This is a genomic window from Intrasporangium sp. (assembly GCF_051961875.1).
Classification (GTDB): Bacteria; Actinomycetota; Actinomycetes; order Actinomycetales; family Dermatophilaceae; genus Intrasporangium_A.
The window spans coordinates 1-26,641 of the sequence record NZ_JBQCCV010000303.1; the positions used below are offsets into that span (position 1 = coordinate 1).

The window sequence follows — 26,641 nt, forward strand, 5'->3', positions numbered from 1 at the left end:
ACCGGACCGAGCCTGCTGGTGACGATCCTCGTCATCGGCTTCTTCAGCTGGGCGTCCGTCGCGAGGATCGTGCGCGGGCAGGTGCTGTCTCTGCGCGAACGCGAGTTCGTGGAGGCGGCGCGCTCGCTCGGCGCCACCAACTCCCGGATCATGTTCGTCGACATCCTGCCCAACGTGCTGGCTCCGGTCATCGTCTACGCGTCCTTGCTGATCCCCGTCGTCATCGTCGTCGAGGCGACGCTCTCGTTCCTCGGACTCGGCCTGCCACCGCCCACCGCCGACTGGGGCGGGATGATCAGCGAGTCGCAGAACTACTACACCGTGGCCTGGTGGTTCGTCGTCTTCCCCGGGGCCGCCCTGCTCATCACGACCCTGGCCTTCAACCTCTTCGGTGACGGTGTGCGGGATGCCTTCGACCCGCGCAGCGACCGGATGTTCGCCGGATAGGAGCTGGACCGATGGCTCGATTCCTCGTGCGCCGGCTCGCGCTCGGCGTCCTCGTCATGTGGCTCATTACCATCGCCGTGTTCGCCCTGTTCTTCATCGCCCCCAACGACGTCGCCCGCACGCTCGCCGGACGCCAGGCGACCCCCGACGTCGTGGCGCTCATCTCACACCGACTCGGGCTCGACCAGCCGGTGTGGAAGCAGTACCTCGACTTCCTGGGCAGGGCAGTCCGCGGTGACCTCGGCTTCGACTACTACCACGGGGTCCCGGTCACCAACATCATCGGCGCCGCGCTGCCGATCACCCTGTCGGTCGTCATCCCAGGTGCGATCATCTGGCTCGTCCTCGGCGTCTTCAACGGCGTCGTCTCGTCGGTCCGGCCGCGCTCGGTGATCGACCGGTCGCTGACCGCGTTCGCGCTCTTCTTCTACTCGATGCCGACCTTCCTGCTCGGGCTGCTACTGCTCTACTTCCTCTACTTCCGGCTGACGCTCGCAGGGGTCTCGGTCTTCCCGGCGGGTGGGTACGCGCCGTTCACCGGCGGCCTCTACGACTGGTTCGTCCACATGGTCCTTCCGTGGTTCACGCTGGCCCTCGTGTCGGCGGCGACGTATACCCGGCTCACGCGAGCATCGATGCTCGACGTGCTCGGGGAGGACTATGTCCGCACCGCCCGGTCCAAGGGGGTCGGCGAGGGGCGCGTCGTGCTCCGTCACGCCCTCCGCGCGGCGCTGACCCCGATCGTGACCCAGTTCGGCATCGACGTCGGGTCGCTCCTCGGCGGGGTCGTCGTGACCGAGACCGTCTTCAGCCTCCCCGGCCTCGGCAAGACCGCGATCGACGCGATCAACCAGCAGGACCTTCCGGTGATCATCGGGATCGTGCTGTTCGCCTCGGCCGCGGTGGTCGTCGCCAACATCGTGGTCGACATCTTCTACGCCGTCCTCGACCCGCGGGTCCGCCTGCACTGAGGCTCCGCAGCTGCGCCGGCCGCGTCGGTATGCCGCTCAGCCCGCCCCGCTGAGCGGCATACCGACGTGGCCGGCAGCGTGGGCGACGGGGACGCCCGAGGTTTGCCACAATGGGCCCGGCGGCCCTCGAGGCCGCTCCCCCCACGACCCGTGCATTGGATGGCCATGATCGACAGACCCACCTTCAAGTTGTCCCGCCGCGGCTACGAGCCCGAAGAGGTCGACGAGTTCATCGAGTCGCAGAACCGCACCCTCGTCGCGGCCAAGAAGGACGCGTCGGAGCGTAGCGTCGAACTGACTCGCCTCAACGCCGCGCTCGGCGACCTGCGCACCCAGCTGGCCCAGCAGGCGCGCACCATGGTCGAGCTCAAGAGGAACGCGACGGCGGCCTCTGCGGCCCCCAGCTACACGGAGTTCGGTGAGCGGATCGGACAGATGCTCTCCCTCGCTGAGACCGAGGCGGCTGACCTGCGGAGCAGGGCCCAGGCGGACGCGGACGCACTCCGCGAGCGGGCGAGCAAGGCCGCGGCCGATCTCAAGGCGTCGACGACCACGTACGCCACCGAGGCCCGCGCCCGCGCCGACGAGGACGCGGCCCGGATCCTGGCACAGGCCCAGCGTGAGGCCCAGCAGATCATCGCCGAGGCGCAGGGTGTCGCGGCGGCGCACCGCCAGGAGGCTGCGGCCGAGTACGAGGCACAACGGGCCAAGGCGTCGTCGGCGACGGCCGAGCTCGAGACGAGCCTCGCCGAGCGGCGGGAGCGGGCGGCACAGGAGTTCGCAGCGCGCAGGGAGACCGAGGAGACGGCACTCGCACAGATCGCCGAGCGCGCCAAGCATCTGGCCGCCCGGGCGGAGCACGAGTCGACCGAGGCCCGCAACCGTGCCAAGGCCCTCCTCGACAAGGCCCAGGCGGAGGCCGACGAGATCGTCTCGGAGGCGCGCGACCACGCCTCCCGGGTCCGCGAGGAGAGCGACCGCGAGCTCGCCGCGGCGATGGCCCAACGCGACAGCATCAGCGCACAGCTGACCAACCTGCGGCAGATGCTCGCCTCGCTCGGGACCGGCATCGTGCCGGAGCCGATGAGCACCCAGCCGGCCGCCGAGCCCAGCGCGGCTCAGTCCGGGCCGGCGGCAGCCGAGGTTCAGCAGGCCGCCCAGCCGCGGCCGACGCAGGCGGGCCCAGAGCAGGGCCGGCAGCCCGGGCAGCAGGCAGCGGCTCGTCCCGGTGCCGCCGAGGGACGGCAGTCCGCGCAGCAGGCGCCCGCCCAGCAGGACCCGGCGCCGCAGCAGCCAGCGGGCCCGGCTCGTGCCGAGGCGCCACGGACGGGACCTGCCGCGGCCGAGCAGGAGCCGCGCGCCAAGGGCGGCGAGTCCGGCGGGCAGCAGGGGCAGGACACGCCCCGGCAGGCCGGCTCGAAGGCGTCGGCCCGCCAGCGCTGAGCCACTGGCCCGGCTGACGCCGAGCAGAGCAACACCGAGCACAGATGCGACGAGCGGGCCCCGGTCGGACCGGGGCCCGCTCTTCGCATCTCCGGCGCGGACAGCGCCGGCGGAGACCTAGACGGGCCCGGCCAGCGGGTCGTCCTCGCCGGTCAGCATCTCCGGATGACCCGGGTGCCGCTCGTCCGAGCTGGGAGCCTCGCTCGTCGGGTCGGAGGTGTTGAGCAGCCGCTCGAGCAAGGTCCCACGGATCCGGCGGAAGCTGCGCCGCGGTCGCTCGCGGTCGAGGACCGCGACCTCGAGCTGGTCCGCCGTGAGCTCGCGGCGTTCGCCGCCGTCGCTGTTCGGCGTGGTGCTGCCGAGCACGTCGACGGCGACGCGCAGCGCCTCGGCGAGCGAGAGACCCGGCCGCCAGCTCGCCGACAGGTGCTCCTCCGCCTGTTCGCTCGCCCCGCCCATCGCGACGTAGCCCTGCTCGTCCGCCACGGACCCGTCATAGGTCAGGCGGAAGATCTGGTCGTCCTCCGGACGCTGCCCGACCTCGGCGACGACGATCTCGATCTCGAACGGCTTGCTCTCCTGAACGAAGATCGCACCGAGCGTCTGCGCGTAGGTGTTCGCGAGGGCCCTGGCCGTGACGTCCATGCGGTCGTAGGAGTACCCCCGCACGTCCGCGTAGCGGATACCCGCCACCCGCAGGCTCTCGAACTCGTTGTAGCGCCCCACCGCGGCGAAGGCGATCCGGTCGTAGATCTCGGAGACCTTGTGCAGAGCGCTCGACGGGTTCTCCGCGACGAAGGCGATGCCCTTGTCGTAGCCGAGCACGACGACGGACCGGCCGCGGGCGATGCCCTTGCGGGCGAAGTCGGCCCGGTCCTTCATGATCTGCTCGGGCGGGACGTAGAACGGCATGCTCATCGGGCACCTCCGGGGTTGTCTCGGCGGGCGGCGATGATCGACTCGACGACGCCCTGCAGGACGTCGTCGGCGACGAAGTGCACGCCGGAGGCGTTCACGACGGCGACGCTCGGCCAGATCTGCCGACCGAGGTCGGGCCCGCCCGTCGCCGAGTCGTCGTCCGCGGCGTCGTAGAGGGCCTCGACCGCGATCTCGATCCCCCGCTCCTCCGAGAGCCCCGGCCGCCAGAGCTTCTTCAGCGCGCCCCGGGCGAAGAGCGAGCCGGAGCCGGTGCTGTGGTGGCCACCCTCGGTGTAGCAGCCGCCGGTCACGTCGTAGGAGAAGATGCGGCCCGCGTCGGTCTCGAGGTCGTAGCCGGCGTAGACCGGCACGACCGCGAGTCCCTGCATGGCGAGGCCGAGGTTGCCCCTGATCATCGAGGCGAGCCGGTTCGCCTTGCCCTCGAGGGACATGATCATGCCCTCGATCTTCTCGTAGTGCTCGAGCTCGACCTGGTAGAGCCGGACGAGCTCGACAGCGAGGCCGGCCGTCCCGGCGATGCCCACGACCGAGTAGCCGTCGGCGGCAAAGACCTTCTGCATGTCGCGGTTGGCGATGAGGTTGCCCATCGTCGCCCGTCGGTCACCGGCCATGATGACGCCGCCCTCATGCAACAGGGAGACGATCGTGGTCCCGTGCGGCGCCTCGATGCTCGCAGTCGGCGGCAAGGATCGTCCGGAGGGGAGCAGCTCCGGCCGGTACGAGGCGAGGAAGTCCGTGAAGGACGAGGTTCCAGCGCTGAGGTATACGTCGTCGAGACGGTGGGCCCGCGGCTCGGGCCGGCCGCTCACTGGCCGCCCTTCTGGACGAATCCGCGCACGAACTCCTCCGCGTTGGACTCGAGGACACCGTCGATCTCGTCAAGGACGGAGTCGATGTCGTCGCCGAGGCCCTCCTTGACGGCGGCGCCGGACGGGGCTGCCGGGGGCGCCTCCGGCACGTCCGCCGGGTCGTCCTCACGATGCTGTGGCTTGGCGTGTTCCTGTGCGGCCATGACTACCTCCTCTGGCTGGGGCGAATCACTACCTCGACCCTAACCTGTAGGTCTTCATACCCATCTGCGGACTCGCAGGGACACCGACCCGGCCGCGAGACGGAAGAAGGAGAATATTCGCCGGGACCATCATCTTGATCCCCCGGGCTCCTCGAAAAGGGAACCGCCGGTCACTCCGGGGCGGCGAGTCCGGCCAGCAGGGACTGGACGTCCGCGCTCTGGTCCAGCAGGTCCCCCACCTGGGCGCGGGTGCCGCGCTCCGGCTCGAGGATGGGGACGCGCTGCAGGCTCGCGTGGCCGGGGACGTCGAAGACGACCGAGTCCCAGCTGGCCGAGAAGATGTTGGGCGCGAAGCGACGGACGCACGTGCCCCGGAACCAGGCCCGGGTGTCTTCCGGCGGGAATGCCTGGGCGGACTTGACCTGCTCGGAGGAGACGAGCTCGCGGACCCGGCCGCGGTCCTTGAGCCGGTGGGCGAGCCCCTTCTCCGGCCGGACATCGGCCCACTGGATGTCGATGGCGGCGAGCCGGTGGTCGTCCCAGGCAAGGCCGTCCCGGTTCCGGTAGCCCTCGAGCAGCTGGAGCTTCGCGACCCAGTCGATCTCGGCTGCGCACGACATGACGTCCCGGCCGAGGCGGGTCAGCACGTCCTCCCACAGGGACATGACCTGCTCGGTGGCCTCGGGCGTCGGGTCGTCGTCACGGCTGTCGAGCCACGCGCGGGCCGCCTCCAGGTAGGCCCACTGCACATCGAGGGCCGTCATCTCGCGCCCGTCGAGCAGCTCGAGCTTCGTCGTGAGGGAGGGGTCGTGCGAGACGGTCTGGAGGGCGGCAACGGGCCGTCGGATTGTCAGCGGCTCGTCGAGGTGGCCCGTCTCGATCATGCCGAGGACCAGGGAGGTGGTGCCCATCTTGAGCAGGGTCGCGACGTCGAGCTGGTTCGCGTCACCGATGATCACGTGCAGCCGACGGAACCGGTCGGCGACCGCGTGCGGCTCGTCCCGCGTGTTGACGATCGGCCGCTTGAGGGTGGTCTCGAGCCCGACCTCCGTCTCGAAGAAGTCGGCTCGCTGGGAGATCTGGAAGCCGGGCGTCCTCGAGTCGACGCCGATGCCGACCCGCCCGGCCCCGCAGATGACCTGGCGGGTCACGAAGAACGGGATGAGGTGGCGCACGATCTCCGGAAAGGGGGTCCGGCGGGGCATGAGGTAGTTCTCGTGTGCCCCGTAGGACTGGCCCTTGCCGTCCGAGTTGTTCTTGTACAGGTTGACGACCTGGTGGTCGGGGCGGTCCGCCAGGAGTCGGACCGACTCGAGGGCGATCGCGTCTCCGGCCCGGTCCCAGACGACCGCGTCCAGCGGCGTGGTCACCTCCGGCGAGCTGTACTCGGGGTGGGCGTGGTCGACGTAGTAGCGGGCGCCGTTGGGCAGCACGACATTGGCCAGGCTCGGGTCCTCGGAGTCGGTCAGCTGGCTCTCGTCAGCATCCGCCCGGCTCATCTGCCAGCCCCGGGCGTCACGCAGCGGGTCCTCGAACGCGTAGTCCCAGCTGGACTGGTTCGAGCGGATCCCGTGCGCAGCCGCGTAGACGCTCACCACCTGTCCCGACAGGAACATCGGGTTGGCCAGGGGGTCGCCCGGCACGGAGATGCCGTACTCGGTCTCGATGCCCATGATCCGACGAACCGTCATGGCCACGACGATAACCGGAGCGCCCGACCGACCCCCCGGTGGCCACACAGGCAAGGCACCGCCGGCTCCAGTAGGCTCATGCCGCCCCCCGTCGAGAGGATGCCCGAGGTGAACGACGTCGTCGTCTTCAGCGGTTCGGCCCACGTAGCTCTTGCCAGGCGCATCTGCAACCACCTCGGGGTGCGTCTCTCCCCTGTCGACATCAAGCGTTTCAGCAACGACTGTCTCCAGGCACAGCTGCTCGCCAACTGCCGCAAGCAGGACGTCTACCTGATCCAGCCCCTGGTCCCGCCGACCCAGGAGCACCTCATGGAGCTGCTCCTCATGATCGACGCCGCCAAGGGCGCGTCCGCCGGCCAGATCACCGCCGTGATGCCGCACTACAGCTACGCGCGCTCGGACAAGAAGGACGCCTCGCGCATCTCGCTCGGCGGACGGCTCGTCGCCGACCTCATCAAGACCGCGGGCGCCGACCGGGTGCTCACGATGGCGCTGCACGCGCCGCAGGTGCACGGCTTCTTCTCGATGCCGGTCGACCACCTCACGGCCGTCGGTGTCCTCGCCGACCACTTCCGTGGGACCGATCTTCGAGACTCGATCGTCGTCAGCCCCGACCTCGGCAACGCCAAGGTGGCCACCCTCTTCGCCCGGCTGCTGGGCCTGCCGGTCGCCGCCGGCTCGAAGCGGCGTGTCGCCGACGACCGCGTCATCATCGACTCCATCGTCGGCGACGTCCGGGGACGCCGGGCGATCATCCTCGACGACGAGATCGCGACCGGGGGCTCGATGATCGAGCTGATCGACCGGCTCCGCGACGAGGGGGCGACCGGCGCCTCCGTGGTCTGCACACATGGCCTCTTCGCGGGCAAGGCGGTCGAGCGGCTCCGAGGCCACCCCTGGGTCACCGAGGTGGTGACGACCGACACCGTGCCCCGCCCGGCGGACTGGCCGGAGCTGCGGACCATCTCGGTCGCCCAGCTCTTCGCCGAGGCGATCAGCCGCATCCACCTCGGGCGCTCGGTCTCGTCCCTGTTCGAGGGGGTCGACCCCGCCTATGCGCCGCCGCAGGCGAGGCTGCCGTTCGAGACGACCGTATGAGGCTGCGTCCGTCCGCCCGGCCCATCGCCGGGCTGGTGCTCGACCTGCTGCTCGTCATCGCGTTCGCGGCGATCGGCCGCGCCTCGCACAGCGAGGCCAACCCGGTCCTCGGTGCGCTGCTCACCGCCTGGCCGTTCCTGGTGGGGACGCTCGTCGGCTGGCTCGTCGTCCGTGTCATGCGACGTCACTGGCCCCTCGATCCCGGCCCCGGCGTGACGGTCTGGTTCGCCACCCTCGTGGTCGGCATGGTGCTGCGCCGAGCGACGGGAGCGGGGACGGCGTGGCCCTTCGTCATCGTCGCGGCGGTCACGCTCGCCGTGCTGCTCCTCGGCTGGCGCGTGATCGCACGCTGGCGCAGCCGTCGGTATGCCGCCGCGCGGGTCAGCCGCGGAGGCGAGCCCCCGCGCGCTGCCGGCTGAGCGGCATACCCACTGCTCGTCAGAGGTACTGGCCGGTGTTCGCCGTCGAGATCGACCGCCCCGGCGAGCTGCCGTCCTTGCCCTTGATCAGGGTGCGGATGTAGACGATCCGCTCGCCCTTCTTGCCCGAGATCCGCGCCCAGTCATCGGGGTTGGTGGTGTTGGGCAGGTCCTCGTTCTCCTTGAACTCATCGACACAGCTGGTGAGGACGTGCTCGACCCGGATGCCCTTCTGCCCCGTCGTGAGGAACTCCTTGATCGCGAGCTTCTTGGCCCGGTCGACGATGTTCTGGATCATCGCGCCCGAGTTGAAGTCCTTGAAGTAGAGGATCTCCTTGTCGCCGCCCGAGTAGGTCACCTCGAGGAAACGGTTGTCCTCGACCTCGGAGTACATCCGCTCGACCGCGGCGGTGATCATGTCCTCGACCGTGGCGGCACGGTCGCCCTGGTGCTCGGCCACGTCGTGGTCGTGGAGCGGCAGGTCGGTCGTGAGGTACTTCGTGAAGATGTCTCGGGCCGCCTCGGCGTCGGGGCGCTCGATCTTGATCTTCGCGTCGAGACGACCAGGCCGCAGGATCGCGGGGTCGATCATGTCCTCGCGGTTGGAGGCGCCGATGACGATGACGTTGTCGAGGCGCTCGACGCCGTCGATCTCGGCCAGCAGCTGCGGGACGATCGTCGTCTCGACATCGCTCGAGATGCCCGATCCGCGGGTGCGGAACAGCGAGTCCATCTCGTCGAAGAAGACGACGACGGGGGTGCCCTCGGAGGCCTTCTCGCGAGCGCGCTGGAAGATGAGGCGGATGTGCCGCTCCGTCTCGCCGACGTACTTGTTGAGCAGCTCGGGGCCCTTGATGTTGAGGAAGTAGCTCTTGCGGTCGGTCGGGTCGGCGCCCTCGCGCTGGGCCACCTGACGGGCAAGCGAGGCGGCGACGGCCTTGGCGATGAGCGTCTTGCCGCAGCCGGGCGGCCCGTAGAGCAGGACACCCTTCGGGGGCTTCAGCGCGTGCTCGCGGAAGAGCTCGGGATGCATGAACGGCAGCTCGACCGCGTCCCGGATCTGCTCGATCTGCCCCGCGAGGCCGCCGATGTCCTCGTAGCCGACGTTGGGCACCTCCTCGAGGACGAGCTCCTCGACCTCGAGCTTGGGGATGACCTCGTAGACGAAGTTGCTGCGGGGGTCGAGAGTCATCGCGTCACCGACGCGGATGCGCTCGCCACGCAGGGTCTCGGCGGGCCGGCAGACCCGCTCCTCGTCGCCGTGGGTGACGACGACGAACCGGCCGTCGGGGAGCTTCTCCTTGACCGTGACGACCTCGCCGACCCGTTCGTAGCCATGGACCGAGACGACATTCAGGGCCTCGTTGAGCATGACCTCACGGCCAGACCCGAGCTCGCCGACGTCGACCGAAGGACTCACGGCGACGCGCATCTTTCGGCCGCCCGTGATGATGTCGGCGGTGCCGTCCTCCTCGACGTCGACGATGAGGCCGAAGGTGCTCGGTGGCTGGGCGAGCCGGTCGACCTCCTTCTTCAGGGTGACGATCTGCTCGCGCGCCTCCTTCAGAGTGCGCACGAGTCGCTCGTTCTGCGCGGACAGGGTGGTCAGGGAGGTCTGCAGGTGGGTCAGGCGCGCCTCGAGATCGCGGGCGCGGTCGGAACCGGAGGACGCACGGCGGATGCCGTGGACCTCGGACTGCAGGGCCTCCCGGTCGCGGTCGCCCGGCGCACCACCGGACGGCATCCCCCGGGTCTCGTCGGTCATGTCGGCCTCCTCATCGGCGCTACGTGACACTTCGACCCTAACTCGGCACGGCGACTATCCGTCGGACGTCCCGGTGAGTGAGCGTCGCAGTCGCCGGATCCGCTTGTCGGACTTGACCCGTTCGCCGAGGGCCTCCGGCGTCCACTCGGCATCGTCGAGCCCGGCAAAGGCGCCGCCGTCGGCCGCGGCCAGGGCCGCCTCGGAGTCGTCCCCGGCACCGCCGAGGCCGCTGCTTGGACCGGTGACGCCGGCCTCCGGACGGGAGCCCTTGGCGGGCCGACGCTTGCGCTCCGGGGGCGTGACGCCAGGTGCCATGCGCCGCGTGGTGATGAGGAACCCGGTGTGGCCGTGCATCCGGTGCTGCGGCCGGACGGCCAGGCCCTCGAGGTGCCACCCGCGCACGATCGACTCCCAGGCGGTGGGCTCGGTGAAGCCGCCGTGGGCCCGCATACCCTCGGCCACCCGGCTGAGCTGGGTCGTCGTCGCGACATAGCAGATGAGTACCCCGCCGGGGATGAGCGCATCCGCGACGACGTCGAGGCACTCCCACGGAGCGAGCATGTCGAGCACGACGCGGTCGACGGTGCCGGGCGCGAGCTCCTCGGGGAGCCGGTCGACGAGGTCGCCGGTGTGGACGGACCAGGCCGGGTGGTCGCCGCCGAAGAAGGCCCGCGCGTTGGCCTTGGCGATCTCGGCGAAGTCCTCGCGTCGCTCGAAGCTGTGCAGCCGGCCGGCGTCACCGATCGCCCGCAAGAGCGACATCGAGAGGGCTCCGGAGCCGACTCCGGCCTCGACCACGACCGCGCCGGGGAAGATATCCGCCATCTGGACGATCTGGCCCGCGTCCTTGGGGTAGACGACAGCGGCGCCGCGCGGCATGGACATCACGTAGTCGGAGAGCAGGGGCCGCAGGGCGAGGTACTCCACGTCGGCGGTGTTCGTGACGACCGAGCCGTCCGGGCGGCCGATGAGGTCGTCGTGGCGCAGGTATCCCCTGTGGGTGTGGAACTCGCGGCCCGGCTCGAGCGTGACCGTGTGCAGGCGGCCCTTGGGGTCGGTCAGCTGGACGCGCTCGCCGACCTCGAACACCCCGCGTCGGTGGTGTGGCTGGTCCTCGGGTGCCGGCGTCGCGGGGCTCGTCATGGCAGCACAGTCTAGGTGGCCCGTGCACCGCCCCTGACCAGCCGGCGCAGCACTGCTGCCTCGACCTCGTAACGGCTCTGCCGTCCGCCGGGGCCGCCGAAGAACCGCCGCCGCAGTGCTCCCTCCACCTCGATCCAGTCGCCGGCGTCGAGGCGCTGGGCCGTCCGGCGGGTTCGAGCCGACCAGCAGACGACGTCGATCGTGTCGACCTTCTGCCGGGGTGCCCGGTCCGCCTCGGCCCGACCGGTGCCGGGCCGGCGCGGGATGACGACCCGCAGGACCGCGATGCTGTCGCCGCTGGGGAGCACCCGCTCCTCGGGCGCGGCGGGCAGTCGCCCCCAGAGGATGACCTCGTTGCGTGGCGTCGGCTCTGCCGCCGTGGACGCCTCGCTCCTCGCTGGCGCTGTCATGTGCGCGTTCCTTCCCGGCCCGACCGTCGGGCCCGAGATCAGCGTCGCGGGAGAGCCGACTGGGGCGGCAGGCCACGTCCCGAGGCTGGGGACGACACCCCATACGGCGCGGGGGCTGTGGACAGGTTCAGCGCCGGCCGCGGCGTGCGAGCTCGGCGCCCACCACGTCGTTGACCCGCTCGGCCCGGGCGACACCGCGCACGCCCCTCGTCACCTCGTCGATGACCACGGCCACGGGAAGGGACCGCTCCCCCATGACCCGGACCAGGTCCGTGAGGACCGCGTCGGCCGGCAGCGCCACGACCCACTCGGGCCGCTCCGCCTGCAGGGCCGCGGCCACCGTCGTCGTGGCGCGGCGTGACTCGGGGATCTCGGAGATGGCCGAGCCGGGGACGACGCCGACGGGCCAGCCCCGCGCGTCCGTGCCGACGATGACGACGGCTCGTCCGCCGGACGAGGCCGACACGACCGCCTCTTCGACCGTGCTCGCGGTCGGGACGAGCACGGCGGGGTCCAGGACCGGGTCGACCGGTCCTGCCGTCGCCTCGTGGATATGGCCCGACCGGACCGCGTCCGACGCTCCCTTCCACAGGAAGACCGCGATGAGCACGGTCCACAGCAGGGTGGTGAGGTCGGGCTGATGCCCTCGAAGCAGCGGTACGCCGAGGATGTAGAGGACCGCGCCCACCGCCAGCACGCGGCCGAGCCAACCCGCGGCCACCAGCCCGGTGCCCTTCCTCCCCGTGGCCTTCCACACGAGGGCACTGACGATCTGGCCTCCGTCGAGGGGCAGCCCGGGCAGGAGGTTGAACAGGCCGACGAGCAGGTTGGCCCAGGTGACAACCCCGACCAGCAGCTGTGCAGTGGCGCCCGTGACGAAGGCCAGCAGGACGTAACCGAGGCCGGCGAGGAGCAGGTTCGCGAGGGGCCCCACGACGGCGATGACCGCGGTCGCGCCCGGGCGTGACCGCGTGGCGTCATAGACGGTGTGCCCGCCCCAGACGTCCGCCACGATGCGGTCGACCGGATGTCCGCTCCAGCGGGCCGCCAGCGCGTGCGCGGTCTCGTGGACGAGGACGGAGATCAGCAGGAGCACCGCATAGGCCAGCGCCACGACGTACCCGTAGGCGGAGCCGCGGCCCACAGCACCGAGGCGGGGGCCGAATGCCGCCACGATGACGATCGCGATGATCGGCCAGGACCGGCCGAGGAACATCGGCGTGCCACCCAGCGAACCCATCCGCCAGCCGTACGACGGCGACCGGTTCGCGCCCGCGGGTGTGCTCATGAGTGGGACACTACGGCACCGTCCTAGGTCGCCGGGCAGCGCTGTCGGTGGCACGTCGTACAGTCGGCGCATGGTCGCAGCCCTGTCACCCAGCCGGGCGTCGGACTTCATGACCTGTCCGATGCTCTACCGCTTCCGCGTCATCGACAAGCTCCCGTCCCCGCCCACGGCGGCGACGGCGCGAGGCACACTCGTGCACGCGGTGCTGGAGCGGCTCTTCGACCTGCCGACCGTCGAGCGCACGCTCGAGGCCGCCATCGGTCTCGTCCCCCAGGAGTGGGAGCGGCTCGTGACCGAGGAGCCCGACATGCTGACCCTGCTGACCGAGCACGACGGCCGCACCGACGAGTGGTTCCAGGGCGCCGGTGCCCTCCTGGAGACCTGGTTCGGCCTCGAGGACCCGACGCGTCTCGAGCCGGCCGAGCGGGAGCTCTACGTCGAGACCGACCTCGACGGCCTGGTGCTGCGGGGCTACGTCGACCGGCTCGATGTCGCGCCGGACGGCGCGATGCGCGTCGTGGACTACAAGACGGGCCGGTCACCGTCCGAGCGCTTCGAGGCGAAGGCGCTCTTCCAGATGAAGTTCTATGCCCTCGTCCTCTGGCGGCTCAGGGGGGAGGTCCCCCGGCTGCTCCAGCTGGTCTACCTGGGCAACGGCGAGGTGGTCCGCTACGCCCCCGACGAGCAGGACCTGCTCGGTGTGGAGCGCAAGGTCCGCGCCCTCTGGGCCGCGATCGAGCGGGCCGCGACCACCGGCGACTGGAGGCCGAGCCCGAGCCGGCTCTGCGACTGGTGTGAGCACCGGTCGCTCTGCCCGGCATGGGGTGGCACGCCTCCGCCGCTCCCCGAGGACGCGCCCGCGCGTGCCGTCGACCCGGCCAGGTCCGGTGAGGCCGAGCTCGTCGACTGAGCTCATCCACTGAGCCCAGCGCTGAGGGCCTGACCGGGCGTCGGGAAGACACTACGGTGTGGATGGCTCCGTGGGCACGACCTCGTCGAGCAGCGGCAGCAGGTCTTCCGGCCCGAGCCCGGCGAGAGTCGGGATCTGCACCGCTCCCGGCATCTCCGGGACGGGCACGACGTGCGGGATCGCGAGTGTCGGTACACCGGCCGCCGTGGCCGAGCGGACCCCGGCCGGTGAGTCCTCGAGGGCGACGCATGCGGCCGGCGGCACGTCGAGCAGGCGCGCCGCGGTCAGATAGGGCTCCGGATCGGGCTTGCCGCGGTGCACCTGGTCGCCGGTCACCATGCCACGGAACGCGCCGGGCGGCAGGTTCCCCACGACGGTGTCCGCGAGCGATCGCCACGACATCGTGACGAGGACGGACGGCACCCCGACCCGTTTGAGGTCACGGAGCAGCTCGCGGGCTCCCGGCCGCCACGGCACCTCGCCGCGGACCTGCTCGATCACCCTGCCGAGGAGGGCGTGCACGACCTCTTGGACCGTGAGCGCGAGGCCCGTCCGGTCGAGGATGATGCCGGCCGACACCTCGAGGGCGTTGCCGACGAGCGACTGGGCGTCCTCATGCGTCCACACCCCGCCGTGCTCGGCGACGAGTTCGTGCTCCGCACGCATCCAGTAGGGCTCGGTGTCGACGAGGGTCCCGTCCATGTCCCAGAGCACCGCGGCCGGGAGGTTCCTGCGGTCCATGGTCAGTCCTCGGGGTCGTAGGCCAGGTTCGCGGAGAGCCACCGCTCGGCCTGGGGCAACGTCCACCCCTTGCGCTCCGCATAGTCGACGACCTGGTCCTGGCCGAGCCGGCCCACGACGAAGTACTGCGACTGAGGATGCGAGAAGTACCAGCCCGAGACGGCGGCGCCGGGCCACATCGCCATACCGTCGGTCAGCTCGATTCCGGTGTTGGCTTGGACGTCGAGCAGCTCCCACAGCGTGCGCTTCTCCGAGTGCTCGGGACACGCGGGATAGCCGGGAGCCGGCCGGATCCCGGCGTACTGCTCCTTGATGAGCTGCTCGTTGGTGAGGTGCTCGTCGGGTGCGTAGGCCCAGAACTCCTTGCGGACCCGCTCGTGCATCCGCTCGGCGAAGGCCTCGGCCAGCCGGTCCGCGACCGCCTCGAGGAGGATCGCGTTGTAGTCGTCCAGGTCCTTCCGGTAGGCCGCCACCCGGTCCTGCACGCCGAGCCCGGCGGTCACTGCGAAGGCACCCACGTAGTCCCGTATGCCGCTCTCCTTGGGCGCGATGAAGTCGCCGAGCGAGCGGTTCGGGATGCCCTCGCGGTGCTGGCCCTGCTGACGCAGGTTGTGCAGCACGACGTGCGGCTGCGCGCGGGACTCGTCGAGGTAGACCTCGATGTCGTCGCCCACCGCGTTGGCCGGGAAGAGCCCGATCACGCCGTTCGCCCGGACCCATCTCCCGTCGATGGCCTGGTCGAGCATCGCCTGCGCGTCCTCGTACAGCTTGCGGGCGGCAGGTCCGCTCGCCGGGTTGTTGAGGATGTCCGGGAAGGATCCCTTCATCTCCCAGGCGTTGAAGAAGGGCTGCCAGTCGATGTACCGCCGGATCTCGTCGAGCGGGTAGTCGCGGAAGACCCGGACGTGCTGGGATGCGCCGCGCCGACCGGTGATCGGCGAGACGTCCTGGTCCTGCTGGAGCAGCATCCGGGGCCGCGGCGGACGGTAGCCGGTCCACTCGATCGGTGTCCGAGCCTCACGGGCCTGCTCGAGGGTGAGCAGCGGCCGGTCCTGCTTGGCGGCGTGCCGGGCACGGAGTGCGTCATAGTCGGCCTTGACGCCGGCGAGCAGCGCGGGCCGCTGCTCGTCGCTCAGCAGGGCCGCGGCCGTCGGTACCGACCGCGATGCGTCCTTGACCCAGATGACCGGCCCGTCGTAGCGGCCGTCGATCTTGACGGCGGTGTGCGCGCGGGAGGTGGTGGCGCCGCCGATGAGCAGGGGCAGCGTCATACCGGCCCGCTGCATCTCCCCGGCGAACGACGCCATCTCGTCGAGGGACGGCGTGATGAGGCCCGAGAGGCCGATCAGGTCGGCGTCGTGCTCCTTCGCCGCGTCGAGGATCTTCTGGGCCGGCACCATGACGCCGAGGTCGATGACCTCGTAGTTGTTGCACGACAGGACCACGCCGACGATGTTCTTGCCGATGTCGTGGACGTCGCCCTTGACGGTCGCCATGACGATCGTGCCGTTCGTGTCCTTCTGCCTGGCAAGCTCCGGGTTCTTCGCCTTCTCCTCTTCGATGAAGGGGATCAGGTAGGCGACGGCCTTCTTCATGACCCGGGCGCTCTTGACGACCTGGGGCAGGAACATCTTCCCGGCCCCGAACAGGTCGCCGACGACGTTCATGCCGTCCATGAGCGGGCCCTCGATCACCTCGATGGGCCGGCCGCCGGCGGCGGAGATCTCTGCCCGCATCTCCTCGGTGTCGGCCTCGACGTAGGTGTCGATCCCCTTGACGAGGGCGTGCGTGATCCGCTCCCGGACCGGCTGCCCGCGCCACTCCTCGTCCGTCGTCTCCTCTGGGGTCCCGGCCCTGTTGTATTGCTCGGCGACCTCGAGGAGCCGCTCCGCTGCGTCCGGGCGCCTGTTGAGGATGACGTCCTCGATCCGCTCGCGCAGCTCCGAGTCGACCTCGTCATAGACGGCGAGGGCCCCGGCGTTGACGATGCCCATGTCGAGGCCCGCCGCGATGGCGTGGTAGAGGAAGACCGCGTGGATCGCCTCGCGCACCGGGTTGTTGCCGCGGAACGAGAACGAGACGTTGGAGATGCCGCCGGACACGCGGGCGCCGGGCAGGTTCTGCTTGATCCAGCGGGTGGCCTCGATGAAGTCCCGCCCGTAGGAGGCGTGCTCCTCGATACCCGTCGCGACGGCGAAGACGTTGGGGTCGAAGATGATGTCCTCGGGCGGGAAGCCGACCTCCTCGGTCAGGATCCGGTAGGCCCGCGCGCACACCTCGGTCCGCCGCTCGAGGGAGTCGGCCTGGCCCTCCTCGTCGAAGGCCATCACGACGGCCGCGGCCCCGTACTTGCGCACGAGTCGGGCGTGCTCGACGAACTTGTCCTCGCCCTCCTTCATGGAGATGGAGTTGACGATCGGCTTGCCCTGGAGGCACTTCAGCCCGGCCTCGATGACCTCCCACTTCGAGGAGTCGACCATGACCGGCACCCGGCTGATGTCCGGCTCGCTCGCGACGAGCTTGAGGAACCGGTCCATCGCGGCAACGCCGTCGATCATGCCCTCGTCCATGTTGACGTCGATGATCTGCGCGCCGCTCTCCACCTGCTGTGCCGCGACCGACAGGGCGGTGTCGTAGTCGCCGTCCTTGATCAGCTTGCGGAAGCGGGCGGAGCCCGTGATGTTGGTCCGCTCACCGATGTTGACGAAGAGGCTGTCCTTCGTGATCGCGAGCGGCTCGAGGCCGGAGAGCCGCATCGCGGGGACGTGCTCGGCGGGGAGCCGCGGCGTGGCGTCCTTGGTCGCGTGGGCGATCGCCTCGATGTGGGCCGGTGTCGTCCCGCAGCAGCCGCCGACGAGGTTGACGAGCCCGCTCTCGGCGAACTCGCCGATCGTCGCCGCCATCGTGTCGGGCGCCTCGTCGTACTCGCCGAAGGCGTTGGGCAGGCCGGCGTTGGGGTAGGCCGACACGAAGGTGTCGGCCAGCCTCGCCAGCTCAGCGACATACGGGCGGAGCTCCTTGGCCCCCAGCGCGCAGTTGAGGCCGACCGCGATCGGCGCCACATGGCGCACCGAGTTCCAGAACGCCTCCGTCACCTGCCCGGAGAGCGTTCGCCCGGACGCGTCGGTGATCGTGCCGGAGATGACGACGGGCCAGCGTCGGCCCCGCTCCTCGAAGAGGGTCTCGAGGGCGAAGATCGCGGCCTTGGCGTTGAGCGTGTCGAAGATCGTCTCGACGAGGAGCAGGTCGGCGCCTCCGTCGACGAGGCCGGACGCCTGCTCGTGGTAGGCGGCGACGAGCTCGTCGTAGGAGACGTTGCGCGCGCCGGGGTCGTTGACGTCGGGAGAGATCGAGGCGGTCCGGTTCGTCGGGCCGATCGCGCCCGCCACCCAGCGCGGCCGCTCGGGAGTCGCGAACTCGTCGGCCGCCTCGCGGGCGAGCCGCGCGGCCTCCCGGTTCATCTCGTAGGCGAGGTCCTCGGTGCGGAAGTCGGCCTGGGCGATGCGGGTGGCGCTGAAGGTGTTCGTCTCGATGACGTCGGCGCCGGCCTCGAGGTAGGCCCGGTGGATGGAGCGGATGAGGTCGGGCTGGGTGAGCACGAGCAGGTCGCTGTTGCCCTTGACGTCGGCCGGCCAGTCCGCGAACCGGTCGCCCCGCCAGTCCCCCTCCCCCAGGCCCTCCCGCTGGATCATCGTCCCCATCGCCCCGTCGATGACGAGGATGCGCTCACGGAGCGCCGCAGTCAGCTCTGCGGCGGCGTCGGGACGGATGAGGCTGGAGTCCGACAACGGAGCCCCTCTCTGGCTGCACGGCAGCGGGTGGCGATTTGGGGGAACGCCTGATTCTACGAAACCGGCCGGGGTCGCCCCCGTGGCCGACCACGGACCGACCCGGGACACGGGGCGCGACCTGCGGTACGGCGCGGGGTACCGGCATTGGGTGGAGATGTGGTGTGAACCACGGCCACGACCATCGTCAAGGAGATCAGGTGCTCGAGTTCGAGGAGCTTCCGGAGCTGCACGATCCGATCCTCATCGCGGCCTTCGAGGGGTGGAACGACGCCGGGGAGGCGGCGACCGCCGCGGTGCGCCATCTCGCCGAGGTCTGGGACGCGGAGGTCGTCGCGGCCTTCGACCCGGAGGACTACTACGACTTCCAGGTGAACCGCCCGAGGGTCGTCAGCGAGGACGGTGAGCGGGTGCTGTCCTGGCCGACCACGCGCATCCTCGTCGCGACCGAGACCGGCTTCGCGCACGACGTGGTGCTCGTCCAGGGAATCGAGCCCTCGATGCGCTGGCGCGCCTTCTGCGTCGAGCTGCTCGAGCTCGCCGACCAGCTCGGCGTCGAGGCGATCCTGACGATCGGAGCGCTGCTCGCCGAGGTCCCGCACACGCGGCCCATCCCCGTCACGGCGACGGGCGAGGACGACTCGGTCCGTGCCCGCTACGACGTCGAGGCCAGCCGCTACGAGGGGCCGACGGGCATCGTCGGCGTGCTGACGCACATGGCAGATCAGCTCGAGATCCCGGCGCTCTCCGCTTGGGCGGCGGTGCCGCACTACGCCGGCGCGGCGCCCTCACCGAAGGCGACCTTGAGCCTGCTCAAGCGGGTCGAGTCGCTGCTCGGGATGCGCGTCTCGCATGGTGACCTCGAGGAGAACGCGCAGGCCTGGGAGCGCGGCGTCAACGAGCTCGCCCAGACCGACGACGAGGTGGCCGAGTACGTCCAGTCCCTCGAGGAGGCCCAGGACACCGCAGACCTTCCCGAGGCGAGCGGTGACGCGATCGCGCGGGAGTTCGAGCGGTACCTGCGAGGACGCGACGACGACGCCGGCCGCTGACACGCCCGCTTCGATCGGTCGAGCCGGAGCCAGGACGGGCACCCGGTTTCGTGAAGCGGGACGACCGGTCGACTAGAGCCGAACGCCGAGCAGGGCGTCGACGGCGGTGCGCAGCTGGCCCGGTGCCTCGGGGTCGACGCCGCCGCGCGTGAGCGCCAGGCACACCCACCGTTCAACTGCCGCGAGAGCTCGGGGGCTGACGAGTTCGTCGGCGAGGGCGGCCCGGATGTCGTCGATCGCCTGGTCGGGGTCGGGCCCCCGGTCCGCGAGCAGCGCCTCCCGCCACCGGGCCAGGCGCTCCTGTGCCCGGGCGAGGCCCTCGTCGGTCCACATCCAGTCCTCGGTGTGGTGGTGGTCGAGCAGCGCGAGGCGGATCGCCGCCGGGTCGACCCCGGCTCGACGGAGCGCGGAGACGAGGACGAGGTTGCCCTTCGACTTGCTCATCTTCTCGCCGTCGAGACCGACCATCCCCTGGTGGACGTAGGCGCCGGCGAAGCTCGGCGTCTCGGCCAGGACCTTGCCGTGCGAGGCGCTCATCTCGTGGTGCGGGAAGATCAGGTCGGTCCCGCCACCTTGCACGTCGATCGGGATCCCGAGCCGGTTCATCGCGATGCAGGCACACTCGATGTGCCACCCTGGACGGCCGGGCCCCAGCGAGCCCCCCTCCCACTCGGGTTCGCCGGGCCGCGCGGCACGCCACAGCAGGGGGTCGAGCGGTCCACGCTTGCCGGGCCGGTCGGGGTCGCCGCCTCGTTCGGCCGAGAGGGCCAACATCGTCGCCTCGTCGTAGTGGCCGACCGAGCCGAAGGTCGGGTCGCTCGTGACGTCGAAGTAGTAGTCGACCGCGCCCTCGATCCGGGCGTCGGCGGCCGGCACGGGGTATGCGGCGCCCCGGGTCACGAGCGTCTCGATCGGCCCGACGAAGCTGGGGATGCTCTCGACGGCGCCGAGGTAGGCATCGGGCGGGATGACGGCGAGGGCGGTCATGTCCTCGCGGAACAGGTCGATCTCCCGGACCGCCAGGTCCCGCCAGTCGATGCCGTCGCGCTCGGCTCGCTCGAGCAGCGGGTCGTCGATGTCCGTGATGTTCTGGACGAAGGTCACGGGGACACCCGAGTCGCGCAGGACGCGGCCGAGCAGGTCGAAGGTGACGTAGGTGGCCGCGTGTCCCATGTGGGTGGCGTCGTAGGGCGTGATGCCGCAGACATACAGGGTGGCCGTGTCGCCCTGTGCCGCCGGCACCTTGGTCCCTGTGGCGGTGTCGAGGACGACGACGCTGGGGGCTGCCCCGGGCAGGTCCGGGATGCTCGGCGAGGGCCACGACTTCACGCGCGAAGCCTATCTGCCGCGAGTGGCCCCACTCCCCGACCCCCTCGACGTCGCGGCGGGCCTCAGAGGGGCGGCCAGGGCACGGAGGGCCATCCGTGCGACGGGAGCGGGTGCCGGCCGCTGCGCAGCAGTGCCCGCGTCCGCTGGCCCAGGGCGGTAACGTCGTCCTCCGGCAGCAGCACCTCGAGCGCCGCTGCGACGGCGGACTCCTGCAGGCAGTCGAGCAGCCGGTTCAGCCGCTCCACGTCGGCCTCGGGCAGGGGGTCCCCCGCCCAGCCCCACAGCACCGTGCGCAGCTTGGGCGAGGCGTGGAAGCAGACCCCGTGGTCGATGGCCCAGAGCCGGCCCGCGTCGTCGCGCAGGCAGTGGGACCCCTTGCGGTCGGAGTTGTTCATCACGGCGTCGAGCACGGCGAGGGACCGGACGTCGGGCAGGTCCGCGTGCACGACGGTCACGTCCTGACCGGTCGGCGTCTCACCGTCGAACACCTCGAGCCAGCCGGGCGGCACCCGGCCGGCCGGGACGAGGTCGACCACGGCGTCGTCGGCGACGGGGTCGAAGGGGTCGCCGATCCAGAGCTGCACGGACCCGGGCCCGAGCGGCCCGTCGCGGAGGATCGTCGGGGGGACGAGGTCCCACCCACCCAGCCGGGACACGAGGTGCGCCGCGACCTCGCGTCCGGCGAGGGTGCCCTCGGGGAAGTCCCAGAGGGGGCGCTCACCACGCACTGGCTTGTAGATGACGTGCCGGTCGGAACCGGTGACCCGGCACAGCAGCGCCATGTTCGACGACTGGGCCACCCGGCCGACGACGTCGAGCTGCCCGGTCAGGTCCGGTTCGGCATCGGGAGGCAGACCGAGACCGCCCGGCTCAGCGCTTGTAGCCATTGGCCCGCGGGCAGATGTGCCCGCCGGGATCCAACGGCCCGCCGCAGAACGGGCACGGCGGCCGCCCGGCGGAGACGAGGGCGGTGCTGCGACGTGCGAAGGCCCGGGCGTCGGCAGGGGCCAGGGTCACCCGGAGCGAGTTGCGGTCGAGGCCGACCGCCGCGCCGTCGTCGTCGGGGAAGTCGTCGGGGTCGTGGTCGTGGCACTCGATCACGATGAGGTGGCGGTCGTCGTCCCACGACAGGGCGAGGGTCTGGACCCGCCAGTCCTCGTCGAAGGGGGTGATGAGCGGCTCGGAGTCCTCGGCCGCCCCTCCGGGCCGTCCCGGCTCGACCGCCTCGGCGGGGGCGAGCTGGTCCAGGACGTCGTTGATGCGGTCGGCGAGGATCTCGACCTGCTGCTTCTCCAGCGCGACCGTGACGAGCTGGGTGCCGTCGGTCGCCTGCAGGTAGAAGGCACGCTGCCCGGCGGGCCCGACGGTGCCCGCGACGAACCGCAGCGCAGGGTCGAACTCGTGCAGCGTCATGGATTCGACCCTATCCGACGGTTCCCGCACCGCCGCCGACCACCGCGTCGCCCTCCTGACCGCCGGCAGCCTCGGGGGGACGCAGTCCGGCGAGGTCCCCACCGGTGTCGTTGATCCGCAGCACGAGCGGCCGCCGGCTCGTGTAGTGCACGACGCTGACGGACCCCGGGTCGACCTGGATCCGCTGGAAGTCGTCGAGATGCGCCCCGACGGCGTGCGCGAGGAGCGACTTGATGACGTCACCGTGGGAGATCGCGACCCAGACGGCATGCGCCCCATGCTCGTTCGCGACCCGCTCGTCCGTCTCGCGGACGGCGCGCAGGGCCCGGGCCTGCATCTGCGCCAACGACTCTCCCTCGTATGCCGCCGAGCTGGGGAACGCTGCCTCGCTCGGTCGGTCCTGGACGACCTTCCACAGCTCGTCCCGGGCGAGCTCGGAGAGGGGCCGTCCGGTCCACGCGCCGTAGCGGCACTCCCCCAGGCCCTCGTGGACGCTGCGGGCGACCGGCCCGAGGACCGCGGCGATCCGGTCGCCCGTCTGGACGCACCGGTCGAGCGGTGAGCTGACGATCCGGCTCACCTCCAGGCCCGCAGCCGCGACGCGCTTGCCGACCTCGTCGGCCTGGCCCTCCCCCGTCGCGTCGAGGAACACCCCCGGCATCCACCCCGCCAGCGTGCCGGCCGTGTTGGCACTCGACCGACCGTGGCGGACGAAGAGGACAGTGGGCACCCGGCCAGCGTAGACACTCGCCCGGTGAGCGGCATACGGACTGCGCCGCGGCGCGGCCCGATCCATGGTGAGGTAGGAGGGTGATCGTGGATCAGGCCATCTACCGCGACGGGCGCCGCCACCCGTGCGCCCACCTCAGCGACGAGCTCGACCGGCTGCGCGAGGGCGAGGACGGCTTCCTGTGGATCGGCCTCAAGGACCCGACCGACGAGGAGTTCGGGCTCGTCAACCGGCAGCTGCACCTGCACCCGCTCGCCGTCGAGGACGCCGTCAAGGGGCACCAGCGGCCCAAGATCGAGCAGTACGAGTCCTCGCTCTTCGTGGTCCTCAAGACGCTGCGCTACATCGACCGGACGAGCGACATCGAGACGGGCGAGCTGATGCTCTTCATCGGCGAACGGTTCGTGGTGACGGTCCGGCGCGGCGAGGGCAACCCCCTCGCCGCGGTGCGCCAGGCGCTCGAGAGCGACCCGAGCCGCTTGCAGTTCGGGACGATGGGGGTCCTCCACGCGGTCATGGACTCCGTCGTCGACAACTATCGGAGGGTCGACAGGGAGATCCAGCACGACCTCGAGCAGATCGAGCAGGACGTCTTCGGCAGCCCGGCAGGCGGCGACGCCAACGTCATCTACCGCCTGAAGCGGGAGGTCCTCGAGTTCCGGCGCGCGGACGGCCCCCTCGCTGAGGGGCTGAAGGAGTTCATGGCGCGGGGGCAGGGGCGCGCGTTCGATACGGACCTGCAGCACCTGTTCCGGGACGTCGAGGACCACCTCCGCCAGGTCGGCGACCACGTCGACGCGTACGACCGGCTCCTCTCCGACGTCCTCAACGCCCACCTCGCCGGCGTCTCGGTCCAGCAGAACGAGGACATGCGCAAGATCTCGGCCTGGGTGGCGATGGGCGCGGTGCCGACTCTCATCGCCGGCATCTACGGGATGAACTTCCACTCCATCCCCGAGCTCGACTGGAGCCTCGACCTCGGCGGGCACGAGATCTACTTCGGCTACTTCCTCGTGCTCTGCCTCATGGGCGGCATCGTCTTCACCCTGTACCGCTTGTTCAAGCGGTCCGGCTGGCTCTGACGGCCCTGCCCCGGCGGAGCCCACGGCTCAGCCGGCGCCTCAGGTCGCGCTCATCCAGCCGACGCCGAGGACGACGGCGAGCACGATGCCGAGCAGCACGCGGTACCAGACGAAGGCGAGCAGGCTGTTGTTCGCGACGAAGCGGAGCAGCCACGCGATCGAGGCGTAGGCCACGACGAAGGCGATGACGATGCCGACGAGCATCTGCCCTGCCCCGAAGGCCGAGAGGTGCTCGCGCTCCTGGACCGCCTCGAAGAGGCCGGCAGCGGTCAGCGCCGGGATGGCGAGGAAGAAGCTGAGCCGGGTCGCGGTCACGCGGTCGATGCCGCGCGCCAGTCCCGCGGAGATCGTCGCACCCGAACGGGACACACCCGGGATGAGGGCGAAGCACTGCGCGAGCCCGATGACGAGGCCGTCGAGTGGAGTGACGCTCTGCTCGCCGCGGACCACGCCCCGCCGGTCGAAGGTGGAGTGCATGCGCTCGGCGACGACCATGACCGCGGACCAGAGGACGAGAGCGGCGGCAACCACCCAGAGGCTGCGCAGGCCCCCCGTGATGACGTCCTTCGCGAGGAACCCGACGATGCCGAGCGGGATCGAGCCGACGATGACCGCCCAGGCGAGCCCGTAGTCGGGCTCCTGTCGCGCCTCCGCGCTCCCGAGCCCCCGGAACCAGGCGCCCGCGAACCGCACGATGTCCTTGAGGAAGTAGATCAGCGTGGCGAGGATTGCGCCGAGCTGGATGATCGCGGTGTATGCGGTGACCGCCGGGTCGTCGACCTGGAGGCCGAGCAGCTTCTCGGTGATCGTCAGGTGGCCGGTCGAGGAGACCGGCAGGTACTCGGTCAGGCCCTCGACGATGCCGAGGATGATGGCGTCGAGGTAGCTGAGGTCAGACACGGGTCACTCCGCAGGGTCGGTCGGGTCGTGGATGCGGCCGCGGCGCGCCTCTAGGGGCGGAGCCAGTCGGGAAGCCTAACCGCTGGCCGGCATCATCTCGGCCAGGGCCCGAAGCACGGCGCGTTGGCCCTCGCCGTTCGGCGCTTGGGGAGAGACGGCCAGCGTGGTGACGCCGGCGTCCGCGTAGCGGCCGATCCGCTCGGCGACCCGGTCCGCGGGACCGAGCAGGGCGGTCTCGTCGATGAACTCGAACGGGACGGCGGCCGCCGCCTCACGGTGCTGTCCGGCGAGGAAGAGGTCCTGGATCCGGGCGGCCTGCTCCTCGTACCCCATCCGGCAGGCGAGCTGGTTGTAGAAGTTCTTCTCGCGCGACCCCATCCCGCCGATGTAGAGGGCGCAGTAGGGCCGCACGACGTCGGCGGCCCGCTCGACGTCGGCGTGCAGCACGACCGGCGCGGTGGCGACGACGTCGAACCCGGCCATCGGTGACGCCCCCTCGGCGTGGCCGGAGGCCCGGCGGCCCTTCTCGATCGCGGCCAGGAGGTCGCCGGAGTGCTCCGGGCTGAAGAAGATGGCGAGCCACCCGTCGGCGATCTCGCCCGTCAGCTCGAGGTTCTTCGGCCCGACCGCGGCGAGGTAGACCGGCAGGTCGGGTCGGTGCTCACGGATCGTCAGTCGGAGCGCCTTGCCCGGCCCGTCGGGCAGCGGCAGGGTCCAGAAGCGACCCTCGTGCTCGACCGTCCGCCGGGCCAGCGCCGCCCGCACGATCTCGACGTACTCACGGGTCCGTGCCAGGGGCGCCTCGAACCGGACCCCGTGCCAGCCCTCGCTGACCTGCGGGCCCGACACGCCGAGACCGAGCTGGAACCGGCCACCGGAGAGGGTGTCGAGCGTGGCGGCCGTCATCGCGGTCATCGCCGGCGTCCGCGCCGGGATCTGGAGGACCGCACTGCCGAGGCGTACGCGTTCGGTCCGGGCGCCCACCCAGGCAAGGACCGAGACGGCGTCCGAGCCGTAGGCCTCGGCGGCCCACACGCTGTCGAAGCCCAGCCGGTCCGCGAGGACCGCGTTCTCGATGAGGTCGGTGGGGGCGCTGCCGGGCCCCCAGTAGCCGAGGTTCAGGCCGAGTCGCATGGGGCCGAGGCTAGCGGTCCACTACCGTGCCGTCTCATGCAGCACCGTCGGCTCGGTCAGTCCGGCCTCTCCGTCTCCAGCCTCGCCCTCGGCACCATGACGTGGGGCCACGCCGTCGACCTCCACGAGGCGTCCGAGCACGTACGCGCCTTCGTCGACGAGGGCGGCACCCTCATCGACACCGCCTACGGATACGGCGGCGGCACTGCCGAGTCGATCCTCGGCACGATCCTGCGCGAGACCGTGAGCCGCGAGGACGTCGTCGTCTGCACGAAGGCAGGCATCTCCAGGCACGGCGACGAGCGGCGGGTCGACCTGTCCCGTCGGGCCCTCATGGCACAGCTCGACGCCTCGCTCGGTCGCCTCGGCACCGACCACGTCGACGTCTGGCTCGCCCACACGTGGTCCGACGAGGCCCCTCTGGCCGAGACGCTGTCCGCGCTCGAGTGGGCGGTGACGACCGGCCGCGCCCGCTACGTCGGCGTCTCGAACTACGCGGGGTGGCAGTCCGCGCGCGCGGTCACCCTCCTCGAACAGGCGCGGATCCCGTTGGTGGTCAACCAGGTCGAGTACTCACTCGTCTGCCGCTCCCCCGAGTCCGAGGTCGCGCCGGCTGCCGCTGCGCTGGGCTTCGGGCTGCTCGCGTGGTCACCGCTCGCCCGTGGGGTGCTGACCGGGAAGTACCGCAGGGGGATCCCGTCGGGGTCCCGCGCCGCCTCGCACGACTTCCCGCGCTTCGCGGAGCGGTTCCTCGACGAGCGGAGCGCCCGGATCGTCGAAGGGGTGGCGACGGCAGCCAAGGGACTGGAGGTGTCACCGGCCGAGGTGGCGCTGGCGTGGGTGCGCGACCGGCCCGGCGTGACGGCCCCCATCGTCGGGGCCCGGACCCTCGCCCAGCTCCGCACGGCGCTAGCGAGCCAGGACCTCGTCCTGCCG

Annotated in this window: 25 protein-coding genes; 9 read left to right on the forward strand and 16 right to left on the reverse strand. The window is 71.0% G+C overall.

Translation table 11 applies throughout. The features are described from left to right. The 3 genes from ACTHJJ_RS18615 to ACTHJJ_RS18625 form a co-directional block, all read left to right on the forward strand. Positions 1-447: ABC transporter permease (locus ACTHJJ_RS18615; protein ID WP_440304438.1), on the forward strand; the 447-nt coding region annotated here is incomplete at its 5' end. A gap of 11 nt (positions 448-458) precedes the next feature. Next, complete coding sequence (locus ACTHJJ_RS18620; RefSeq protein ID WP_440304439.1) at positions 459-1,418, forward strand: ABC transporter permease; 960 nt, start codon at positions 459-461, stop codon at positions 1,416-1,418. 165 nt (positions 1,419-1,583) lie between these two features. Beyond that, positions 1,584-2,861, forward strand: a complete 1,278-nt coding sequence (locus ACTHJJ_RS18625) for a hypothetical protein (protein ID WP_440304440.1) — start codon at positions 1,584-1,586, stop codon at positions 2,859-2,861. A 117-nt stretch (positions 2,862-2,978) separates the two neighbouring features. Here the strand turns inward: ACTHJJ_RS18625 and prcA are convergent, their stop codons facing one another. The 4 genes from prcA to dop all read right to left on the reverse strand — a co-directional run bounded on the left by prcA (position 2,979) and on the right by dop (position 6,503). Then, positions 2,979-3,779, reverse strand: a complete 801-nt coding sequence (gene prcA / locus ACTHJJ_RS18630) for a proteasome subunit alpha (RefSeq protein WP_440304441.1) — start codon at positions 3,777-3,779, stop codon at positions 2,979-2,981. Then, positions 3,776-4,609 (reverse strand): proteasome subunit beta, encoded by an 834-nt coding sequence (gene prcB / locus ACTHJJ_RS18635; RefSeq protein ID WP_440304442.1) that lies wholly within the window; start codon positions 4,607-4,609, stop codon positions 3,776-3,778. Before prcB ends, prcA begins: the two co-directional genes overlap by 4 nt. Further along, positions 4,606-4,812 (reverse strand): ubiquitin-like protein Pup, encoded by a 207-nt coding sequence (locus ACTHJJ_RS18640; RefSeq protein ID WP_440304443.1) that lies wholly within the window; start codon positions 4,810-4,812, stop codon positions 4,606-4,608. The genes prcB and ACTHJJ_RS18640 overlap by 4 nt, the downstream gene beginning before the upstream one ends. A 170-nt stretch (positions 4,813-4,982) precedes the next feature. After that, entirely contained in the window at positions 4,983-6,503 is a 1,521-nt protein-coding gene (gene dop, locus ACTHJJ_RS18645) for a depupylase/deamidase Dop (protein ID WP_440304444.1), read from the reverse strand. A gap of 108 nt (positions 6,504-6,611) precedes the next feature. Between dop and ACTHJJ_RS18650 the strand changes: the two genes are divergently transcribed. Together ACTHJJ_RS18650 and ACTHJJ_RS18655 are read left to right on the forward strand one after the other, a co-directional pair. Continuing rightward, positions 6,612-7,601, forward strand: coding sequence for a ribose-phosphate diphosphokinase (locus tag ACTHJJ_RS18650; RefSeq protein ID WP_440304445.1), 990 nt, complete (start codon positions 6,612-6,614; stop codon positions 7,599-7,601). Beyond that, positions 7,598-8,020, forward strand: a complete 423-nt coding sequence (locus ACTHJJ_RS18655) for a DUF3054 domain-containing protein (RefSeq protein WP_440304446.1) — start codon at positions 7,598-7,600, stop codon at positions 8,018-8,020. Before ACTHJJ_RS18650 ends, ACTHJJ_RS18655 begins: the two co-directional genes overlap by 4 nt. A gap of 19 nt (positions 8,021-8,039) precedes the next feature. On the opposite strand, the gene arc is transcribed toward ACTHJJ_RS18655, so the two are convergent. The 4 genes from arc to ACTHJJ_RS18675 form a co-directional block, all read right to left on the reverse strand. Continuing rightward, the gene (gene arc, locus ACTHJJ_RS18660) at positions 8,040-9,785 is read right to left on the reverse strand and encodes a proteasome ATPase (protein ID WP_440304447.1); all 1,746 of its coding nucleotides are present in this window, start codon (positions 9,783-9,785) and stop codon (positions 8,040-8,042) included. Between the two features lie 54 nt (positions 9,786-9,839). After that, a complete protein-coding gene (locus ACTHJJ_RS18665; RefSeq protein ID WP_440304448.1) occupies positions 9,840-10,928 on the reverse strand; it encodes a tRNA (adenine-N1)-methyltransferase in 1,089 nt (362 codons plus the stop codon). Positions 10,929-10,939: 11 nt separating this feature from the next. Beyond that, positions 10,940-11,338 (reverse strand): single-stranded DNA-binding protein, encoded by a 399-nt coding sequence (locus tag ACTHJJ_RS18670; RefSeq protein ID WP_440304449.1) that lies wholly within the window; start codon positions 11,336-11,338, stop codon positions 10,940-10,942. Positions 11,339-11,465: 127 nt separating this feature from the next. Beyond that, entirely contained in the window at positions 11,466-12,626 is a 1,161-nt protein-coding gene (locus ACTHJJ_RS18675; RefSeq protein ID WP_440304450.1) for a site-2 protease family protein, read from the reverse strand. Between the two features lie 70 nt (positions 12,627-12,696). Between ACTHJJ_RS18675 and ACTHJJ_RS18680 the strand changes: the two genes are divergently transcribed. Then, positions 12,697-13,536: a RecB family exonuclease gene (locus tag ACTHJJ_RS18680; protein WP_440304451.1), complete on the forward strand. Its 840-nt coding sequence runs from the start codon at positions 12,697-12,699 to the stop codon at positions 13,534-13,536. Positions 13,537-13,587: 51 nt separating this feature from the next. Here the strand turns inward: ACTHJJ_RS18680 and ACTHJJ_RS18685 are convergent, their stop codons facing one another. Together ACTHJJ_RS18685 and metH are read right to left on the reverse strand one after the other, a co-directional pair. After that, positions 13,588-14,277 carry an HAD family hydrolase gene (locus tag ACTHJJ_RS18685; protein ID WP_440304452.1) on the reverse strand — a complete coding sequence of 230 codons (690 nt, stop codon included), beginning with the start codon at positions 14,275-14,277 and terminating at the stop codon, positions 13,588-13,590. A 2-nt stretch (positions 14,278-14,279) separates the two neighbouring features. Further along, entirely contained in the window at positions 14,280-18,065 is a 3,786-nt protein-coding gene (gene metH / locus ACTHJJ_RS18690) for a methionine synthase (protein ID WP_440304453.1), read from the reverse strand. 200 nt (positions 18,066-18,265) lie between these two features. Here metH and ACTHJJ_RS18695 point away from each other — a divergent pair, with 200 nt between their 5' ends. Next, complete coding sequence (locus ACTHJJ_RS18695) at positions 18,266-19,117, forward strand: PAC2 family protein (RefSeq protein WP_440304454.1); 852 nt, start codon at positions 18,266-18,268, stop codon at positions 19,115-19,117. A gap of 72 nt (positions 19,118-19,189) precedes the next feature. Here the strand turns inward: ACTHJJ_RS18695 and mshC are convergent, their stop codons facing one another. From mshC to ACTHJJ_RS18715, 4 genes are all read right to left on the reverse strand, one after another. Continuing rightward, entirely contained in the window at positions 19,190-20,446 is a 1,257-nt protein-coding gene (gene mshC / locus ACTHJJ_RS18700; protein WP_440304455.1) for a cysteine--1-D-myo-inosityl 2-amino-2-deoxy-alpha-D-glucopyranoside ligase, read from the reverse strand. A gap of 62 nt (positions 20,447-20,508) precedes the next feature. Then, positions 20,509-21,333 (reverse strand): SCO1664 family protein, encoded by an 825-nt coding sequence (locus tag ACTHJJ_RS18705; protein WP_440304456.1) that lies wholly within the window; start codon positions 21,331-21,333, stop codon positions 20,509-20,511. After that, positions 21,317-21,859 carry a DUF3090 domain-containing protein gene (locus ACTHJJ_RS18710; protein WP_440304457.1) on the reverse strand — a complete coding sequence of 181 codons (543 nt, stop codon included), beginning with the start codon at positions 21,857-21,859 and terminating at the stop codon, positions 21,317-21,319. The genes ACTHJJ_RS18705 and ACTHJJ_RS18710 overlap by 17 nt, the downstream gene beginning before the upstream one ends. Positions 21,860-21,869: 10 nt before the next feature. Next, positions 21,870-22,589, reverse strand: a complete 720-nt coding sequence (locus tag ACTHJJ_RS18715; RefSeq protein WP_440304458.1) for an MSMEG_4193 family putative phosphomutase — start codon at positions 22,587-22,589, stop codon at positions 21,870-21,872. Between the two features lie 86 nt (positions 22,590-22,675). Between ACTHJJ_RS18715 and ACTHJJ_RS18720 the strand changes: the two genes are divergently transcribed. After that, on the forward strand, positions 22,676-23,671 hold the full coding sequence (locus tag ACTHJJ_RS18720) for a magnesium and cobalt transport protein CorA (protein ID WP_440304459.1): 996 nt from the start codon (positions 22,676-22,678) through the stop codon (positions 23,669-23,671). A 39-nt stretch (positions 23,672-23,710) separates the two neighbouring features. On the opposite strand, the gene ACTHJJ_RS18725 is transcribed toward ACTHJJ_RS18720, so the two are convergent. After that, on the reverse strand, positions 23,711-24,571 hold the full coding sequence (locus ACTHJJ_RS18725) for an undecaprenyl-diphosphate phosphatase (protein ID WP_440304460.1): 861 nt from the start codon (positions 24,569-24,571) through the stop codon (positions 23,711-23,713). A gap of 75 nt (positions 24,572-24,646) precedes the next feature. Next, positions 24,647-25,705, reverse strand: coding sequence for an LLM class F420-dependent oxidoreductase (locus ACTHJJ_RS18730; protein WP_440304461.1), 1,059 nt, complete (start codon positions 25,703-25,705; stop codon positions 24,647-24,649). 36 nt (positions 25,706-25,741) lie between these two features. On the opposite strand from ACTHJJ_RS18730, the gene ACTHJJ_RS18735 reads away from it, so the two are divergent. Beyond that, a partial coding sequence (locus tag ACTHJJ_RS18735; RefSeq protein ID WP_440304462.1) for an aldo/keto reductase occupies positions 25,742-26,641 on the forward strand: 900 nt, incomplete at its 3' end.

Excerpts from the sequence above, each read along its gene's own strand:
- ACTHJJ_RS18620 (WP_440304439.1), top strand. The coding sequence starts at position 459 with ATGGCTCGATTCCTCGTGCGCCGGCTCGCGCTCGGCGTCCTCGTCATG.
- ACTHJJ_RS18625 (WP_440304440.1), top strand. The coding sequence starts at position 1,584 with ATGATCGACAGACCCACCTTCAAGTTGTCCCGCCGCGGCTACGAGCCC.
- prcA (WP_440304441.1), bottom strand. The coding sequence starts at position 3,779 with ATGAGCATGCCGTTCTACGTCCCGCCCGAGCAGATCATGAAGGACCGG.
- ACTHJJ_RS18640 (WP_440304443.1), bottom strand. The coding sequence starts at position 4,812 with ATGGCCGCACAGGAACACGCCAAGCCACAGCATCGTGAGGACGACCCG.
- dop (WP_440304444.1), bottom strand. The coding sequence starts at position 6,503 with ATGACGGTTCGTCGGATCATGGGCATCGAGACCGAGTACGGCATCTCC.
- ACTHJJ_RS18655 (WP_440304446.1), top strand. The coding sequence starts at position 7,598 with ATGAGGCTGCGTCCGTCCGCCCGGCCCATCGCCGGGCTGGTGCTCGAC.
- arc (WP_440304447.1), bottom strand. The coding sequence starts at position 9,785 with ATGACCGACGAGACCCGGGGGATGCCGTCCGGTGGTGCGCCGGGCGAC.
- ACTHJJ_RS18665 (WP_440304448.1), bottom strand. The coding sequence starts at position 10,928 with ATGACGAGCCCCGCGACGCCGGCACCCGAGGACCAGCCACACCACCGA.
- ACTHJJ_RS18670 (WP_440304449.1), bottom strand. The coding sequence starts at position 11,338 with ATGACAGCGCCAGCGAGGAGCGAGGCGTCCACGGCGGCAGAGCCGACG.
- ACTHJJ_RS18675 (WP_440304450.1), bottom strand. The coding sequence starts at position 12,626 with ATGAGCACACCCGCGGGCGCGAACCGGTCGCCGTCGTACGGCTGGCGG.
- ACTHJJ_RS18680 (WP_440304451.1), top strand. The coding sequence starts at position 12,697 with ATGGTCGCAGCCCTGTCACCCAGCCGGGCGTCGGACTTCATGACCTGT.
- ACTHJJ_RS18685 (WP_440304452.1), bottom strand. The coding sequence starts at position 14,277 with ATGGACCGCAGGAACCTCCCGGCCGCGGTGCTCTGGGACATGGACGGG.
- ACTHJJ_RS18705 (WP_440304456.1), bottom strand. The coding sequence starts at position 21,333 with ATGGCTACAAGCGCTGAGCCGGGCGGTCTCGGTCTGCCTCCCGATGCC.
- ACTHJJ_RS18710 (WP_440304457.1), bottom strand. The coding sequence starts at position 21,859 with ATGACGCTGCACGAGTTCGACCCTGCGCTGCGGTTCGTCGCGGGCACC.
- ACTHJJ_RS18730 (WP_440304461.1), bottom strand. The coding sequence starts at position 25,705 with ATGCGACTCGGCCTGAACCTCGGCTACTGGGGGCCCGGCAGCGCCCCC.